This is a genomic window from Erwinia pyri (assembly GCF_030758455.1).
GTDB classification, from domain to species: domain Bacteria; phylum Pseudomonadota; class Gammaproteobacteria; order Enterobacterales; family Enterobacteriaceae; genus Erwinia; species Erwinia pyri.
The window spans coordinates 84,298-100,790 of record NZ_CP132353.1 but is presented as its reverse complement, the minus strand read 5'-3'; the positions used below and the strand labels follow the sequence as shown (position 1 = coordinate 100,790).

The 16,493-nt window shown below is 53.8% G+C and carries 17 protein-coding genes; 6 read left to right on the top strand and 11 right to left on the bottom strand.

Annotated elements, in window-relative coordinates:
* The first annotated feature begins 144 nt into the window (after positions 1-144).
* The 3 genes from Q3V30_RS00465 to Q3V30_RS00455 all read left to right on the top strand — a co-directional run bounded on the left by Q3V30_RS00465 (position 145) and on the right by Q3V30_RS00455 (position 2,705).
* A complete protein-coding gene (locus Q3V30_RS00465) occupies positions 145-687 on the top strand; it encodes an isochorismatase family protein (protein ID WP_306209426.1) in 543 nt (180 codons plus the stop codon).
* Between the two features lies 1 nt (position 688).
* Positions 689-1,609 carry a GlxA family transcriptional regulator gene (locus tag Q3V30_RS00460; protein ID WP_306209424.1) on the top strand — a complete coding sequence of 307 codons (921 nt, stop codon included), beginning with the start codon at positions 689-691 and terminating at the stop codon, positions 1,607-1,609.
* A gap of 97 nt (positions 1,610-1,706) precedes the next feature.
* Positions 1,707-2,705 carry an aldo/keto reductase gene (locus Q3V30_RS00455; protein ID WP_306209422.1) on the top strand — a complete coding sequence of 333 codons (999 nt, stop codon included), beginning with the start codon at positions 1,707-1,709 and terminating at the stop codon, positions 2,703-2,705.
* Between the two features lie 84 nt (positions 2,706-2,789).
* On the opposite strand, the gene Q3V30_RS00450 is transcribed toward Q3V30_RS00455, so the two are convergent.
* The 8 genes from Q3V30_RS00450 to Q3V30_RS00415 are packed head-to-tail and all read right to left on the bottom strand — an operon-like array spanning position 2,790 to position 8,715.
* Entirely contained in the window at positions 2,790-3,965 is a 1,176-nt protein-coding gene (locus tag Q3V30_RS00450) for an acetyl-CoA C-acetyltransferase (RefSeq protein ID WP_306209420.1), read from the bottom strand.
* Positions 3,962-4,375, bottom strand: coding sequence for a carboxymuconolactone decarboxylase family protein (locus Q3V30_RS00445; RefSeq protein WP_306209419.1), 414 nt, complete (start codon positions 4,373-4,375; stop codon positions 3,962-3,964). Before Q3V30_RS00445 ends, Q3V30_RS00450 begins: the two co-directional genes overlap by 4 nt.
* Positions 4,362-5,582, bottom strand: a complete 1,221-nt coding sequence (locus Q3V30_RS00440) for an MFS transporter (protein ID WP_306209417.1) — start codon at positions 5,580-5,582, stop codon at positions 4,362-4,364. Before Q3V30_RS00440 ends, Q3V30_RS00445 begins: the two co-directional genes overlap by 14 nt.
* Positions 5,583-5,602: 20 nt before the next feature.
* Positions 5,603-6,253 (bottom strand): HAD family hydrolase, encoded by a 651-nt coding sequence (locus tag Q3V30_RS00435; RefSeq protein ID WP_306209415.1) that lies wholly within the window; start codon positions 6,251-6,253, stop codon positions 5,603-5,605.
* Between the two features lie 3 nt (positions 6,254-6,256).
* Positions 6,257-6,481 carry a tautomerase family protein gene (locus Q3V30_RS00430; protein WP_306209413.1) on the bottom strand — a complete coding sequence of 75 codons (225 nt, stop codon included), beginning with the start codon at positions 6,479-6,481 and terminating at the stop codon, positions 6,257-6,259.
* Positions 6,482-6,490: 9 nt separating this feature from the next.
* Positions 6,491-7,324, bottom strand: coding sequence for a hypothetical protein (locus Q3V30_RS00425; protein WP_306209411.1), 834 nt, complete (start codon positions 7,322-7,324; stop codon positions 6,491-6,493).
* Positions 7,317-8,093 carry an AfsA-related hotdog domain-containing protein gene (locus Q3V30_RS00420; protein WP_306209409.1) on the bottom strand — a complete coding sequence of 259 codons (777 nt, stop codon included), beginning with the start codon at positions 8,091-8,093 and terminating at the stop codon, positions 7,317-7,319. Before Q3V30_RS00420 ends, Q3V30_RS00425 begins: the two co-directional genes overlap by 8 nt.
* A gap of 10 nt (positions 8,094-8,103) precedes the next feature.
* Complete coding sequence (locus Q3V30_RS00415; RefSeq protein WP_306209407.1) at positions 8,104-8,715, bottom strand: hypothetical protein; 612 nt, start codon at positions 8,713-8,715, stop codon at positions 8,104-8,106.
* A gap of 189 nt (positions 8,716-8,904) precedes the next feature.
* Between Q3V30_RS00415 and Q3V30_RS00410 the strand changes: the two genes are divergently transcribed.
* Positions 8,905-9,825 (top strand): LysR family transcriptional regulator, encoded by a 921-nt coding sequence (locus tag Q3V30_RS00410; RefSeq protein WP_306209405.1) that lies wholly within the window; start codon positions 8,905-8,907, stop codon positions 9,823-9,825.
* Between the two features lie 31 nt (positions 9,826-9,856).
* Here Q3V30_RS00410 and malM read toward each other — a convergent pair whose 3' ends face one another.
* The 3 genes from malM to malK all read right to left on the bottom strand — a co-directional run bounded on the left by malM (position 9,857) and on the right by malK (position 13,285).
* The gene (gene malM, locus Q3V30_RS00405; protein ID WP_306209404.1) at positions 9,857-10,747 is read right to left on the bottom strand and encodes a maltose operon protein MalM; all 891 of its coding nucleotides are present in this window, start codon (positions 10,745-10,747) and stop codon (positions 9,857-9,859) included.
* A gap of 103 nt (positions 10,748-10,850) precedes the next feature.
* Positions 10,851-12,149: a maltoporin gene (locus Q3V30_RS00400; RefSeq protein WP_428979225.1), complete on the bottom strand. Its 1,299-nt coding sequence runs from the start codon at positions 12,147-12,149 to the stop codon at positions 10,851-10,853.
* Between the two features lie 26 nt (positions 12,150-12,175).
* Positions 12,176-13,285 carry a maltose/maltodextrin ABC transporter ATP-binding protein MalK gene (gene malK, locus Q3V30_RS00395; RefSeq protein WP_306209403.1) on the bottom strand — a complete coding sequence of 370 codons (1,110 nt, stop codon included), beginning with the start codon at positions 13,283-13,285 and terminating at the stop codon, positions 12,176-12,178.
* Positions 13,286-13,658: 373 nt separating this feature from the next.
* Between malK and malE the strand changes: the two genes are divergently transcribed.
* Both malE and malF read left to right on the top strand, forming a co-directional pair.
* Positions 13,659-14,858, top strand: coding sequence for a maltose/maltodextrin ABC transporter substrate-binding protein MalE (gene malE / locus Q3V30_RS00390; protein WP_306209401.1), 1,200 nt, complete (start codon positions 13,659-13,661; stop codon positions 14,856-14,858).
* 66 nt (positions 14,859-14,924) lie between these two features.
* Positions 14,925-16,484, top strand: coding sequence for a maltose ABC transporter permease MalF (gene malF / locus Q3V30_RS00385; RefSeq protein ID WP_306209399.1), 1,560 nt, complete (start codon positions 14,925-14,927; stop codon positions 16,482-16,484).
* Positions 16,485-16,493 lie beyond the last annotated feature (9 nt).

Sequence of the window (16,493 nt, the reverse complement as noted above, 5' to 3'; positions counted from 1 at the left end):
GGCTGGTTGCCCTTATGCCTCAGAGGCGTCAGCACTATGCACACACTCGTCCCGCCCCGACACCATGATGTCCGTTTTTGGCCTTCTTTGCCCTGCTGTTTCCCGCCATCATTGGGTTACACCCACTCAGTCAGGAGTCCAGAAATGTCCAACAGCGTGCTTTTAGTGATTGACGCCCAGCAGTCGTTCTATCATCGTGGCTATCAGGAAACCGTCGAGATGCCCGCCTTTGAACGCAGCCTCTCCGCGCTGATCGGCGGCTGCCACGTGCGCGGTATCCCGATTGTGGATGTGTTCCATGAGGAGGAAGAGGGTCCGTTCTCGCGGGACTCCGGTCTGGTGGTGCGCCTGCCTTTTCTGAACCATAAAGCGGTGAAGACGGTGCATAAGCGCGTTCACAATGCCCTGACCGAATCCGGGCTACAGGCGTGGTTACAGGAACAGCAGGTGGATCATCTGATTATCTGCGGCCTGCGCACCGAACAGTGCTGTGAAACCACCGCCCGCGTCGCGTCAGATCTTGGCTATAAGGTGACGTTTGTGACCGAAGCGACGCTAACCTTCCCGATTTGCCATAACCGCATCACGTTAAGTATCGCTGACATCCGTCACCGTACTGAAGCGGTGCTGATCAACCGTTTCGCCTCCGTTCAGAGCGTGGAGGAGTGCCTGCAGGAGCTGCCATAATATGAGTGTCCAGGTGTGGTTTTTGCTGGTGCCCGGCGTTGTCTCGCTGGATGTGACCGGCCCGGCAGAGACGCTGAAGCTGGCAGGCGGCGCCTTTGCGCTGCGCTATTTCGGCCCGGAGGAGAGCATCACCACCTCCACCGATATGACCATCAGCCGCATCGAGCCGCTGCCCGACAGGCTTCCCGCAGGCAGTCTGCTGGTGGTGCCCGGCGTGCATGACTCGGTTACCTGCTTTGACACGCCGCAGGGCATCGCGGCGCGTCACTGGCTGATGCGGCAGCAGCCGGATATCCATGCGCAGCGCATCACGCTGATCTGCATCTGTTCAGGGGCCATTCTTGCGGCTAAAGCGGGTCTGCTGAGCGGCGTGCAGTGCACCAGCCACCATGAAGTGACGGAGCGGCTGAAAAAGATCGATCCTGCCGCTATCGTTAAGGAAAACCGCATCTTTGTGGAAGATCGCGGCATCTGGACCAGCGCCGGGATCACCGCAGGCATCGACCTCTCCCTGCACCTTATCCACCAGCTCTGCGGCTCGCAAACGGCGCTGAACGTGGCGCGGGAAATGGTGATCTACTTCCGCCGCTCGGGAGACGATCCGCAGCTTTCGCCGTGGCTGCGCTACCGCAACCATATGCATCCCGCTATCCATCGCACGCAGGACCTGCTGGTAGTGCATCCCGAGCAGGAGTGGCAACTGGAGGAAATAGCCGGGCGGGTGCATGTCAGCCCGCGCCATCTGACGCGCCTGTTCAGGCAGCATCTGGGGATCAGCGTGCGGGATTATCACGAGCAGCTGCGGATAGCGGTTGCGCAGCAGCGTTTACAGCAGGGGGAAGGCGCTGAGAAAGCCGCCCTTTCCGCCGGTTTCTCCTCTTCACGCCAGCTTCGCCGCGCGTTGCAGCGCTGGCAGGCGTAATTTCAGTGGGGTGATACCTTTTTGGCATCACGAAAATGGGAATTCAGTCACGGTCAGCGGAGTGGAACAATCGGGGGACTCAACAAAAGGAGACACGATGAAAACCCGAAATCTTTCTCAGGATCTGACCGTGAGTGATGTTGGCTATGGCGCCATGGGGCTCAGCGAATTTTATGGCGAAACAGATGACCAGAACTCCCTGCAACTCCTGCACAAACTTATCGATCTGGATATCACCTTTATCGATACGGCGGACCTCTATGGGCGCGGCCATAACGAGCGGCTGATTGGCCACTTTCTGGCCGGTCTGGATAAGGCGACACGGGAAAAGTTTAAAATTGCCACCAAGTGCGGCATCGACCGCTCGCCTGACAAAGCCTATGCCCGCACCATCAATAATCAGCCCGACTACATTACCCGCTGCTGTAACGACTCCCTTAAACGGCTTGGCGTGGAGCGAATCGATCTATTTTACCTGCACAGGGTAAATCAGGCGACTCCCATCGAAGAGAGCATGGCGTGCCTGAGCCAGCTCGTGCAAGAGGGGAAGATAAACCATATCGGGCTTTGCGAGGTCTCTGCATCCACACTACGCCGGGCGCATGCCGTGCATCCGCTGAGTGCGCTACAGACAGAATATTCGTTATGGACCCGCGATATCGAAGAGGAAATCCTTCCAGCTTTGAAAGAGCTGGATATCGGACTGGTTCCTTACTCGCCGCTCGGCAGAGGCTTCCTGACCGGTAAATACCTTAAGAACAGCGATTTTGCAGAGGGTGATTTCCGCAAAAACAATGAGCGCTTTGCGCAGGCCAGCCTGGATCATAACGCTCAGCTGCTTGAGGTTATCCGGCCGCTGGCGGAGAAATACAGCGCCACTGCCGGGCAGATTGCGCTGGCCTGGCTGCTGGCGCAGTATGACAAGCTGGTCCCTATCCCTGGCACTAAGCACAGCCATTATCTGGCTGAAAATGCCGCTGCCGCTGATATCGTGCTGGATAAAGCAGACGTTGCGTTACTGAACGGCATTCATCAGCGCGTGGAGATAAAAGGCGGACGTTACTCTGAGGAGGGGATGAAAGGGGTGAATGCCTGATAATGGCCTTCTGGCCAGACCGGCTAAAGGCTGAAAACTTTCAGTAAGAAAACGCCCGATGAAGCTCATCGGGCGTTTTCTGTTTTAACGACTGACGCTCAACGCCACACCTTCCCCGCCGCCAACGCACAACGCCGCCACGCCGCGCTTTTGATTATTACGAATCAGTCCATGTACCAGCGTTACCAGTATCCTGCATCCTGAGGCGCCAATTGCATGGCCAAGTGCAATCGCGCCGCCATACGGATTGATGCGTTCAGAGGGGATACCTGACCCGGCAATCACTGCCAGCGCCTGCGCGGCAAATGCCTCATTAGATTCAAGTTGTTCAACCTGTTCAGGTTTCCAGCCCGAACGGGAGAGACAGTCGGCGATCGCCTGTACCGGCGCAGCTCCCATCAATGCCGGCTCGATTCCAGAGTTAGCAAACGCGCCCAGAGAAGCCAGGATCGGTAACCCGCGTAGCACTGCCGTGTCTCGGGTACAGAGCAGGACTGCGGCAGCGCCATCATTAAGAGAGGAAGCATTACCTGCCGTGACCGTGCCGCCCTTTTTAAAGACCGGTTTCAGCTGCATCAGTTTTTCGATGCTGGACTGGCGTGGGCCTTCATCCTTGTCCACTCTCCGCGGCTCCCCTTTCGGGGTCAGCCATTCTACAGGAACGATTTCACTCTCAAAAATACCCTGAGTTTGTGCATCAAGCGCTTTGATATGGGACAGAAGAGCGTATTCATCCTGCATTTCGCGGCTGATATTGAATCGGGTTGCCACGTTTTCTGCGGTAATACCCATATGATAATCATTGAAGACATCCCAGAGTCCGTCAGAGATCAGGCTGTCTTTCATATTATTGTCACCGATGCGTTTCCCTGTGCGCGAAGACATCAGCAGATGTGGCGCGTTGGACATGCTTTCCTGTCCACCCGCAATCACAAACTCTGCTTCACCAGTCTGTAGCGCCTGCATGCCCAGATGCACTGACTTGAGGCCGGAACCACACACCTTATTCACCGTCAGGCACTGCGTGTTAACAGGTAATCCGGCGTTCAGCGCTGACTGGCGTGCGGGATTCTGCCCGCAGCCCGCGGTCAAAACCTGCCCCATAATGACCTGAGAAATGTCACTGGCCGCCACGCCAGAGTCTGCAAGCAGCGCACGAATAACACGACTTCCAAGCTCTGCTGCGGAACGATCGGCCAGTGCGCCCAGGAAGGCCCCGGTTGCCGTGCGCTTTGCAGAAACAATCACAACTTCATTCATGGGTTTTCCTTTTTAAGTCCGGGTAAGGTCTGTCCGGTTGCAGCCATAGCGGCTCGATACGCCGTCAACCCATTCATACAGGCCGGAACACCAGCATAAACAGCCATTTGAATCACGACTTCCAGCAGCTCTTGCGGGGTAACGCCGGTGTTCAGCGCCGCCCTCATATGCAATTCGAGCTGGGGCATGGCATTACCCAGCGTCACCAGCGAGGCCACGGTCAGCATTTCTCTTGTTTTAAGATCCAACCCCGGACGGCCTACCACAGCCCCAAAAGCATAATCGGTAATCAAAGCCGGAAGAGTGGGATCCAATTCGCTTAATCGCCCGGTGACTTTATCGGCAAGTCCTGACTCAAGGCGGTCCATGATCTCTCTGCCATTACGGGTCAGATCATCAGTTTGACTCATAAGATTTCTCCAGAATGGTTTGTGTGGACGTGACGCGGGCAGGAATAGCGGCAACCAGCAGCACGGAGAGTCCAATCGCTGCGCCAGCTACAATATAAAGAAGCGAGACGGAAAATGCCGATACCATCCAGGCCCCGGCTGACGCACCAATTCCTATTGCAGTATTGAAAAATGAGACGTAAACCGCAGAAGCCGGGAAGGTTTTCTCTTCAGCCATCCGCAAAACCCATGTCTGGAAGCCCACGAATATTCCCGAGACCGCCACACCCCAGAGAACCATTGCCGCAAAAATAGCAGAGCCTGAGAGTGAAGGGCCAGATAAACCCAGAGAGACCAGGACTATGCAAATAAGCAGGACCGAGGCTGATACCGTTACCTTGAGATATTTATCGATCACCATGCCAGTAAGGAGATTACCGGCAAGACCTGCGATGCCGTAAACGAAAAGAACAACCGGAATAATTGAGGTGGTCAGCGAATGTTGCGTATGCAGCCAGGGTTCAATGTAAGTGAATGCTGCAAAATGTGCTGTGACCGTCAGTAAAGTGGCTGAATAGATTTTCCATAGCGTGGATGATTTCAGTACGCTTTTTAATGCCCCCAGCCCAATAGCGCTTTTGCTGGTAATTTGGGGAACGAGTAACGTGATGCCGATAAAGGCAACAACACTAAGCACGGCCATAAGCCAGAACGCCTGTCGCCAGCCAAAGTGAAGACCAATATAGTTTGCTACCGGCACCCCAAACACGCTGGCTGCCGAGACGCCGCCAAATACTATTGAGGTTGCGGCACCAATGTATCTGGCGGGCACCATGGCTACGGCAGTCGCACCGATCATCGCCCAGAATGCCCCATGGGCAAGAGCACCCACTACCCGCGCGGCCAGCAGCGCCGTATAGGTGCTTACCGTAGCGGCAAGCACGTTCGATAAAAAGAGCACTACCGTAAGCGTTAGCAGCAGGCGTTTTTTAGCCACGTTGCCCAGGAAAACAGAGGCAAAGAGCGCGCTCAGTGCGCCAATCCAGGCGTAAAGTGAAACCGTCATGCCCACCGCTGATTCAGAGGAGCTGAGTCCTTTCGCAATTGGCGTCAGCAGACCAACGGGGGCAAGTTCAGTCGTGACGATAGTAAACGTTGAAAGAGCCAGGATAAATAGGGCAAGCCATGACCTCAGGGTCATATTTTGCGGAATGTTTTCTGAAGTCATGTTTTTACCTCAACAATGATTTAAATAATCGGCCAACGATGTGTAGTTGCATAACTGGCAAGGTTTGTAGATCTCCCCACACAAATAGGGTGACCGGTTGCTTCGAGCATGGGAATATCCGAGAGATCGTCGCCATAGGCATAACAATCCGCAGGCGCGATGCCTTTTTCATTGCAAAACGTCATTAGCGCTTCCCTTTTCCCGAAACCAATAGTTTGTGGCGTATCTATTTCACCAGTCAGCATCCCCGCAGCCGTTAATTTCAACGGGGCGCAAAGAATATCTTTTACACCAAGATATTTCGCGACAGGAGAAAGAACAGGAAGCATAGATCCGGAAATGAAAACAACGCGTCTACTCCCGGCCTGGTGTTTTTTCAAAGCCGAAACCGCACTTTCTATAAATACACCTGATTTCAACTTATCACTGAACCACCTTTCTCCAGCCTCTTCTAACTCACGATAGCGAACACCTGAAAACTGCCGATAATAATCTCTGTTAATTTTTTCCCGGGGGGTGCCATTTTTCACTTCACTCCGAAAATGCATCATATAAACGTCAAGCTTGTCAGGGTCTTTTCTTTCCCGACACCAGAAGGCAAAAAAATCAAACATGCTTTTTATATTTATGATTGTCTCATCCACATCAAAAAAAGCGGCTGAATTTTTCAAAATTCACTCCTCATAATTTTTTCTGCGACTTTTAGTCGGGAAGTCCTTATTATTTCCGGGCACGCCGGCATCTGCCCAGCGCGAAGGCTCAATTTCAACGATCACAACTGAAATTTTATCCAGCGGTGCACCGGTATTTTTATGCACAGCAAAAGTAATATCTTCCTGCAATTTTATAATTTCGCTTTCACTTTTAGCAGGCCAGGTCGTAACGTGAACAAAGGGCATATAATCTCCTTACCCAAAAGTAATCAATTCATCAAAAGAACGGCATTTAAGTTTTAAATGGGCATGGATATCGCCACCTAGGCCATAGAGTCCAATAGCGCCGCCGTAGCTTTGACGGGTGCTCATATAAAGGACCACGACATTGATAATCCGGTTTCCCTGCCGTTCATGTGCCGGAAACGGATCGGGCAGTTCCGCCCAGTAGTCTGCGTTACCTTCACTATCGGTAATAAACAGGTTGGGGATCCCCAGCGGGCCTGGTCGGCTGGGATCTTCAACCGCTAAATCATTCTCTCGAAGACTCATCACCGTATAGACGCTATCCGGAACAAGCTTGCGAAAGGTAAACGTAAATCGCGCGCGCTTTTGATCTTCCGAAAGCCTTATCTCCAGCTCTCCCTCAGCCTGTATCCAGGCTGCCAGCGTCACCGGAGGGATCTGACGTTTGCCATCACTGCTGCGGTAATCAGCAATGTATCCTTCATGCAACGGCAGACTTGGCCGGGTTTCACTGTTTGCCTGCGGTCGCTGCTCCGGGGCAAACACCATGCCGTAATTATTTGCAGGGACAGGCAGAGGAAGCGTGTACAGAAGTGTTGCCTTCAATTCATCCTCTGACATCTCTTCAATATCGCGGACTATTTTGTAAGGCGCTGTGGTACCGAACTCAGGAAGCGGACTCTCTGCCGAAACAATCACTTTGCGCCACGCCAGCCCGTTATCCCCGGGGACCATCCCCACCACCACGAAGTTACCTTTGTCGTCCATTACCTCCGCAGGGGGGTAAAGCGGCCCCTGCGTGGTAGCAGCCAAACGGTATTTCTGGCTACTGATTTCAGGCATGGATCATTTCCTGTGCCGGTGTCTGCTGTTCCACCACTGCCGCCTGCATGGCCGCTTCAGCCAGTGACTTTTCCTTTTCGGAGATCAATCCTGAAGGGTAGACGGTGAACTCTACATCCATGCTTGCACAAAGCGTCTGGTGCTGAGTAACACGGACCTGCGCCTTAAAACGTCCCCGGTGATTGTTGATATCCTGTTCAAGGAACTCAAAATGGACGAGGGCCGGTAAGGGAAAGAGAAAGCTGGAAAAGTTAATCGCCATACTGTTGATGACGTAATAACGTCCGGAGTCCTGTTTATAAATAAACTCTTCAGTAATGGCAATAAAGGCCTGACGACTTGCCTCTACCAATAACATGCCCTGAATATGCTGACCGGTCTGATGGTCTGACATGAGTTCACAGCGCTCATCAATCAACAGGGGCATGGCATAAAGGTTGCTGTTATGGTCAGTTTGTTCCGCTGAGCCTATAAGGACGTTTTGCTCAAGTCTCTTATGGCAATGCACATTTTTTTTATCATTGACCATTTTTTCCAGCGAATACATTTTGAGCTTGTTACCATGAATCGCATTTCTTGCATGATTTGAAATCACTTTCCCGGCAAAATCTTTACGGACGCCTTGGCCGATAATAATTTCATGTTCTTTATCGATAATATTAGCAGGAATCTGCGTCAATAACTCAAGCTGAGAAATAGTCAAAACATCTTTCCCGTTAGCGAATTCATTGAATTTATCGCCGACAACAACCAGTTTCTTACAGTTCATTTAATTTTCCTCAGCAACAACAAGCACGATAGATGCGGGTATAAAGACCTTCATTACCCCCAGTAATAAAATTATCCCCGGCCTGTTTAATAATTTCCTGATACCGTGCATTGGTAAAGGCCTCTTTGTATTCTTCTTTATTTCCATCGAAAGAAGAGATAAACATCACGCCCGGAACGCCGCTGATAAGAGAATGGAACGCTTCGAAGCTTTTAATTTTATCTTTATTTTCCCTCACAACATTGAAAATGGTCTCATCGCGCCATTGACGGTATTTTTGATAATTGTGAGACGGAACCTCAACATGTCTTAACTGAATATAAGCGGTTTCAGGCAGATTTTTTTCGTTGTCAATGGGTGATTCTACAAACTTAAGAAGTTCTCTACGGATATCGGCGGCAATAACTTCAGAGAAACGATGGAACATTGACGCCATTTCCTCTTCTGCCCATGAGATTTCTTTAATATCTTTAAACGACCGCAGTTCAAGCAGTTCATTAAACCCCTGCTCTTCACAAAAATAATAACGTGTGTTTTCACTGTTTTTTAATGCTGAGAAATCTTCAGTGGAAAACTTATTTTTAAGCGGGAAGCGCGATACCAGAACATAGTTTGATGACATTTTTCTCTCCTGAGATGTGTGCTTAATTTCGGGAGGAATTTAGCAATATGGTGAGAAGATGGAATTATTAAATGTGTAATACAATTTTTGAATTACTGTGAATGGGTGTTTTTCTGATAGTGATATTGGTGATTTATCTGCACAGATAAAAAAGGCTAAAATGCGCCTTTGAATGGCGGGATGGACTCTATGGCTACAGCAGCGCACCTTATCAGCAGCAATCTTCCCAGCGTGAAGCAACTTCAGTGCTTTCTGGCTGTGGCCCATGAACTTAACTTTCGCCGGGCGGCTGAGCGGCTCAGCATGACCCAGCCGCCGCTAACTCGCCAGGTCAAATGTCTGGAAGCCGTGCTGGGAGAACAGCTGTTCAGCCGCAGTACGCACGATGTGAGCCTGACGGAAGCAGGGCGCGCCCTTGTGGTAAGAGCAGAGAACATTCTGGCGGAACTCTATGGATTAAAAGCGGACTCGCTGGCAACCGAAGGGCGTCTGCGCATCGGCCTTACCCGCACGCTGAACTTTGAATTTGTAGAGCCATTAAATAAGCAGCTGACCAAACTCAATGCTGAAGATGACGTGGAAACGCCCAACCTGACCTCTGCCCAGCTGCTGCAGTGCCTGGCTAAAAACACGCTTGACCTTGTCCTGACGGGAGAGAAAGGCACGGGTCATGAAGATGTTGTGCAATACCGCTGGGTCTGCCGTGAACCCCTGCTGATGGCTATGCCGGCCCTGCATCCGGCCAGTCTCAACGAGAAGGTTTCCCTACAGGAAGTGAGTGATTTACCGCTTTTCTGGTTTGCCAGAAGCGCAAACCCTTCATTTTATGATAAGTGCGAAGACTATTTCAGCAGGCTCAACGTCACGCTTAAAAAAGTCAAAGAGCCTGATGATTCCCTCGTTATGCTGACGCATATCGCCAGAGGTAAGGGCTTTGCTCTGATGCCGCAGTCAAAATGTACCTTTAATCAGGAAGGGTTATGCTACCGTGCGTTAACTGATGAGGAGTCGCAGCAGTTAAATATTGATGTCTACGCCGCTATCCGACTCAATGAAAATAATCAGGCCGTACTTAATATTCAGAAAATGTTAGGGGACACAGGCTGGTAAAGCCCCTGCCTGGCCCCTGAATCACAGCCGTTTACTGCTTCACGCTCTCGATAAAGGTTTTACGGGCCGTTTTCGAGCCAAGCCGCTCAGCTTCATCCAGCAGTTTCAGCGCCTTGTCCACATCCCCGGCCTTAACCGCCTTCTTAATGGCGTTGTTAAACCAGGCGTCGGAGTCATCCAGCATCGGCTCAGTAGGTTTGGCTGGCGCAGGTGCCGCAGCCTGGGTACTGCCTACCACCGCAGGGGCGGCCGCCGGGGCGTCGGATGATGGGAAGAGCTGCCCAATCATCACGTTCCCCGCCTTCTGCTCTGCGGTGACTTTCAGACTGAGCGTGCCGGTTGCGGTGTGACGGGCAACCGGATCGGGAATATCGGGTACGGCATTGCCCACGCCAGCCGCATAGGCTTTGGCGGGGTTAACCATTTGCGTGGTCTCGCTCAGATCTTTACTGGTGGTATAAACCAGCAGGTAGATCTGCTTCTGCCCCAGCGCCGGAGTGAGCTTCAGCGTGCCTTCAAGGCGATCGCTGGAGACGATGCCGGGCTTCTCATAGGGGAAATAGTTGCTGGGATAGAACGCTGCCGGACGCATCTGTTCATCCAGTACCAGCACGTTCGGGGCATAAACCGTTTTGCCTGCCACCACGCTGGTTAATACGATCTCCAGCGAACCACGGTCAGCCGGCAGGGCAAAGGCACCCACGGCGCCCTGGATCTCGCCCTGATTGATCTGCGAGCCGCCGCTACCAAGCTGCACCTCCTGCGTCACCGGCGGAACCAGCGGTGTCCAGGAGAGTTTGCGTAACTGCTCGCTGGAAATAGTGGGGGCCTTAGCAGCATCCTGCTGGGCCGCAGAGACCACTGCAGGCGCAGCAGCCAGCAGGCTCAGGGAGAGACACAGTGACAGCAGTTTCTTTTTCATTGTTGTTTCCTTTGAAATCACCATGAAGGCTGGCAGCCATTCACGCCTGCCGCCAGCCAGCACATCTTCTTTACGACTCAACTTGCCGCAGATGAGGGGACACTTACCACCAGACTTCCATCTGTGCGCCGAAGGTGATTTCATCATCATCGCCACGGCTGAAGGTACGGACGCTGGTATCGTTCATAGCCAGACCATTGTTCACGCCGCTGTCGGTGTCATAACCCCATTTCTCATCCCATTTGGCATAGGTCGCGAAGAGGCGGATAGCCGGACGGGACCAGATGCTGTCGCCAGCCTGCCACTGTTGCGCCAGGGTCACTTTGTACTGGCCGTTGCGGTCGCCGGTGCGCTGGGATTTCACGTTGTCATAGCCCGCTTCCAGCAGGGTGCTCATGATTGGCGTCCATTTGTACATCGGACGCACGCCCACGGTGTACCAGGTGGTGCCGTTGTTGTTGTCACGATCCGTATCCTGATACATCGCCACGTACATCAGGCCCCAGGTGTCATTGAAGTCAAGCGCACCGTGGTCCAGCACGCGGATCATGCTGCCGTTGTTATTGATAGCTGAACCGTTGGAGTGGCCGTTAGCTGCCCCTGTTCCCGGATCGGTCATCGAGTCAGCCGCATACTGCAGCACGAATTTGTTGTAGCCGTTATAGATGCTCTGGGTATGCTCAGCGGTCAGCAACCAGCCATCTTTGGTGGCGTTGTCGTCCAGCGAGTAGCCGTCACGCGCATTGGCACGGCCATAATCGACGCCCAGCTCCAGCACGCCGCCAGGGTTGGTTTCAAGACCGGCCAGACGCACGTCAAAGACGTCGTTGGAGGTCGGCAGTTCATTACGCTGGTCAGCAATGTAGCCAAACGAGCCGCCGCTTTCGGTGTTGCGGGTGGCCGCAAAGGAGAGCTTACCGAAGCCGACATCAATATCTTCCAGACCGGCACCAGGACCAGAGATATCCCAGTAGTAGAAGTCGATCATATGGACATCATGACGCTGGTAGAAACGCTTACCGGCCCAGATGGTGGAGCCTGGCAACCATTCGATCAGGTTTTTACCTTTCACGTTCGCTTCACGGAAAGCCGGATCGGTTGATTCCCAGTCGTTCTGCTGCGACACGGAATAGGCTACGTTGGTGTCGAAGTAGAAGCTCTTGTCGCCCTCTTTCCAGACTTCCTGCCCCAGTTTCAGCTCCGCATAGGTTTCACATTCGTTACCCAGGCGGTATTTGCTCTCTGCGCCGGTCGCCTTAAAGCATTGCTGCTCGCCGCCGCTGCCAGACCAGCCGATGCCGGAACGGGCGTAGCCGGTGAAATCCACGGCCATAGCCGGGGTGGAAAGGACGCCTGCAGCCACTGCCAGCGCCAGGGAGGAATTGCGTATTGTTATCATCATCTTCTCCTGTAGGGGGACTGGTGCATTTAAACGCCGGGCTCCGGGTGTAACCGGCGACAGGCCGTTCCGTCTTCACGGAACAGATGACAGCGGTGTGGCGGCAAACCGATGGCGAAAGTTGCACCTTCTTCTACCAGCACCACGTCATTCTGGCGGTAGACCAGGTTTTGACGAATTGCCGGAATCTGGATATGGATCTGGGTTTCATTACCGAGCTGTTCGACTACCTGCACTTCCCCGGCAAGCCTGATTTCAGCGCTGTCGCCTGGCAAAAGGTGTTCAGGGCGAATGCCCAGTGAGAGATTGCTGCCCGCCGTGACGTCGCTACCTGCAACAGGCAGCCAGACCCACTGGCGATCGGGCAGTTCCACCTGCACGCGCTCAGGCTCGGCGGCAATCACTTTCACCGGCAGGAAATTCATCTTTGGCGAGCCGATAAACCCGGCCACAAAACGGTTGGCTGGATAGTGGTAAAGCGCCAGCGGCTTACCAATCTGCGCGATGCGTCCGGCATTCAGCACCACGATTTTGTCGGCCAGCGTCATCGCCTCAACCTGATCGTGGGTCACGTAGATCATCGTGCGCTTCAGGCGCTTGTGCAGCCGGGAGATCTCAATACGCATCTGCACACGCAGCGCCGCATCAAGGTTAGAGAGCGGTTCATCCAGCAGAAATACGGTTGGCTCGGCCACCAGCGTGCGGCCAATCGCCACGCGCTGACGCTGACCGCCGGAGAGCGCTTTTGGCCGCCGCTCCAGCAGATGAGCCAGCTGCAGGACTTCAGAGACCTGATTAACCCGCCGCTCTATCTCCTCTTTTTTGGTGCGTGAAAGCTTGAGGCCGAATGACATATTTTCCGCCACCGAAAGGTGGGGATAGAGCGCGTAAGACTGAAATACCATGCCGATGCCACGTCCGGCAGGTGGGACTTCATTCATGCGCTGATTGCCAATCTTCAGCTCGCCGGAAGTGATCTCTTCCAGACCGGCAATCATCCGCAGCAGCGTTGATTTACCGCAGCCGGAAGGCCCGACAAACACCACGAACTCCCCTTCCTCAATCTCCAGGTTGATATCGCTGGAGATCACCGTGTCGCCAAAGGCCTTGTGCACGCCGCTTAGGGAAACGCTCGCCATCCTGAACTCCTCTCTCTGCCACATGCAGAGGAAATTGAATGTCAGGAAGGATGCCGACAAGCGCGGCGGGCGTAATCCTCCGGCAGCGGGTTTTTCACGGGGGAGGAGCAGGGAGGATGAGCCGCCACGCGCAGCGAAGAAAAGTTCAGGCTAAAAGCCAATTTCGTGACGCACCTGGCAAAAACTGATGGTGAATTTTGCGAGTCAGCTGTCATTACCGCCCAGAGTGTTAGGGGCATCACAGTCTGAGAGGTGGGGGCGTAGGCGGGGGGAGGATGAAGCTCCGGGGGGTTAACTCCACACTGGCAACGTACCCTCTCACCCTCGATGTAGAGAGAAATCTGCTGCCTCACAGCACTATAAGGACTGGATTATGGCTCTCAGCATGAAGAACATCCTCAGACACACCGTGAAGATCTCCGCACTGGCAACGCTGGTTCTCTCCTCTGCCGCCTTTGCCAAAATAGAAGAAGGCAAGCTGGTGATCTGGATCAACGGTGACAAAGGCTATAACGGCCTGGCGGAAGTCGGTAAAAAGTTTGAGCAGGATACCGGCATTAAAGTCACCGTCGAGCACCCGGACAAGCTGGAAGAGAAGTATCCGCAGGTGGCCGCGACCGGTGACGGACCCGATATCATTTTCTGGGCCCACGACCGTTTCGGCGGTTATGCCCAGTCCGGTCTGGTGGCAGAGATCGCTCCTGACCAGGCTTTCAAAGATAAGCTGTTCCCGTTTACCTGGGATGCGGTCACCTTCGACGGCAAACTGATTGGTTACCCGGTAGCGGTGGAATCCCTGTCGCTGATTTACAACAAAGACCTGATCAAGACTCCGCCGAAAACCTGGGAAGAGATCCCGGCGCTGGATAAAACGCTGCGGGGCAAAGGCAAAAGCGCCATCATGTGGAACCTGCAGGAACCCTACTTTACCTGGCCCATCATTGCCGCGGATGGCGGTTATGCCTTTAAGTATGTTGCAGGAAAATATGACACCAAAGACACAGGCGTGAATAACGCCGGATCGCAGGCTGGCCTGCAGTTCATTGTCGATTTAGTGAAAAACAAACATATCAGTGCCGACACCGACTACTCCATTGCGGAAGCAGCCTTCAACAAAGGCCAGACGGCGCTGACCATTGACGGTCCCTGGGCCTGGGCTAACCTCGACAAGAGCAAAATCAACTACGGCGTTGCGCCGCTGCCGACCTTCCACGGTAAGCCCTCTAAACCCTTTGTTGGCGTGCTGACGGCGGGCATCAATGCGGCCAGCCCGAACAAAGAGCTGGCGAAGGAGTTCCTGGAAAATTATCTGATCACCGATGAGGGCCTGGCGGTGGTAAATAAAGATAAGCCGCTGGGCGCCGTAGCGCTGAAATCGTACCAGTCTAAGCTGGAAAAAGATCCGCGTATTGCCGCCACCATGGCGAACTCGAAGAACGGCGAAATCATGCCGAACATCCCGCAAATGAGCGCCTTCTGGTATGCCGAGCGCAGCGCCATCGTCAATGCGGTTAATGGTCGTCAGACCGTGCCTCAGGCGCTGAAAGATGTGGAAACCCGCGTGACCAAATAATCGTTTCTTCCGCGACTTACGGTGCAGCCGCTGTGCGGCTGCACCGTGCCAAAAAGGATTATTGCTATGTCCGTAGCTCAGACCAGCCTGCCTGCCAGAAACAAAGGCCGCCCCCTGCTCGCCTGGGCTCTTATCGGCCTGTGTGCTCTGGTGGCTGGTTATTTAATTGTGTTGATGTACGCGCAGGGCGAATACCTGTTTGCCATCCTGACGCTGATCCTCTCCAGTGTCGGCCTGTTTATTTATGGTAATCGCCGGGCCTACTCCTGGCGCTACGTTTATCCCGGCCTCGCCGGTATGGCGCTGTTTGTGCTGTTCCCGCTGGTCTGTACCATTGCCATCGCCTTCACCAACTACAGCAGCGTTCATCAGCTGAGTTTTGAGCGCGCCCAGAGCGTGCTGATGGAGAGACAATTCCGCGCCGACAAAGCCTGGAACTTTGCGCTCTACCCCGCTGGAAAGCAGTGGCAGCTGGCGCTGACGTCGCCCGAGAGTAGTGAAGTGCTGGTCTCCAGACCCTTTACTCTGGATCCCGCCACTCCGCAGACGCTGGAAATGGCACCCCAGACCGCACCGGAAAGCGCTAAAGCCGGACTGCGGATCATTACCCAGAATCGCCAGGCGCTTGGCCAGCTTTCCGCACAGCTGGCAGACGGCACGGCGTTACGGATGAGCTCTCTGCGACAGTTTTCCGGCACCCAGCCGCTGTATAAACTGGGCGATGACGGCAGAATGCTGACCAACAGTCAGAACGGGAAAGTCTACAGTCCCAACATGAGCAGCGGGTTCTATCAGCTGATTGATACGCATGGCGACTGGGAAACGGAAACCCTCAGCCCCGGCTTTACGGTAGGCATCGGCTGGAAAAACTTCCTGCGCGTGTTTCAGGATGAGGGGATCCAGAAACCTTTCCTGGCAATCTTTGTCTGGACGGTGCTGTTTTCGCTGCTCACGGTGCTCTTCACCACGGCGGTGGGCATGGTGCTGGCATGTGTCGTGCAGTGGGATGAGCTGAAGGGTAAGGCCGCCTATCGCCTGCTGCTGATCCTGCCTTATGCCGTCCCCGCTTTTATCTCAATCCTGATTTTCAAAGGGTTATTTAACCAGAGCTTTGGTGAAATCAACCTGATGCTGAGCGCGCTGTTCGGCATCAAACCCGCCTGGTTCAGCGACCCGCTGACGGCCAGAACCATGCTGGTGATCGTCAATACCTGGCTTGGCTATCCCTACATGATGATTTTGTGTATGGGCCTGCTGAAAGCTATCCCGGACGATCTCTACGAGGCTTCCGCAATGGACGGTGCCACGCCGGTGCAGAACTTCTTCCGCATCACGCTGCCGCTGCTGATTAAGCCGCTGACGCCGCTGATGATCGCCAGCTTTGCCTTTAATTTTAATAACTTTGTGCTAATTCAGCTGCTGACCAACGGCGGCCCCGATCGGCTGGGCACCACCACGCCCGCCGGGCATACCGATCTGCTGGTCAGCTATACCTGGCGCATCGCCTTTGAGGGCGGCGGCGGGCAGGACTTTGGCCTGGCTGCCGCCATCGCCACGCTGATCTTCCTGCTGGTTGGCGCGCTGGCGGCAATCAACCTTAAAGCCTCACGAATGAAATTTGATTAAGGAAGCGTT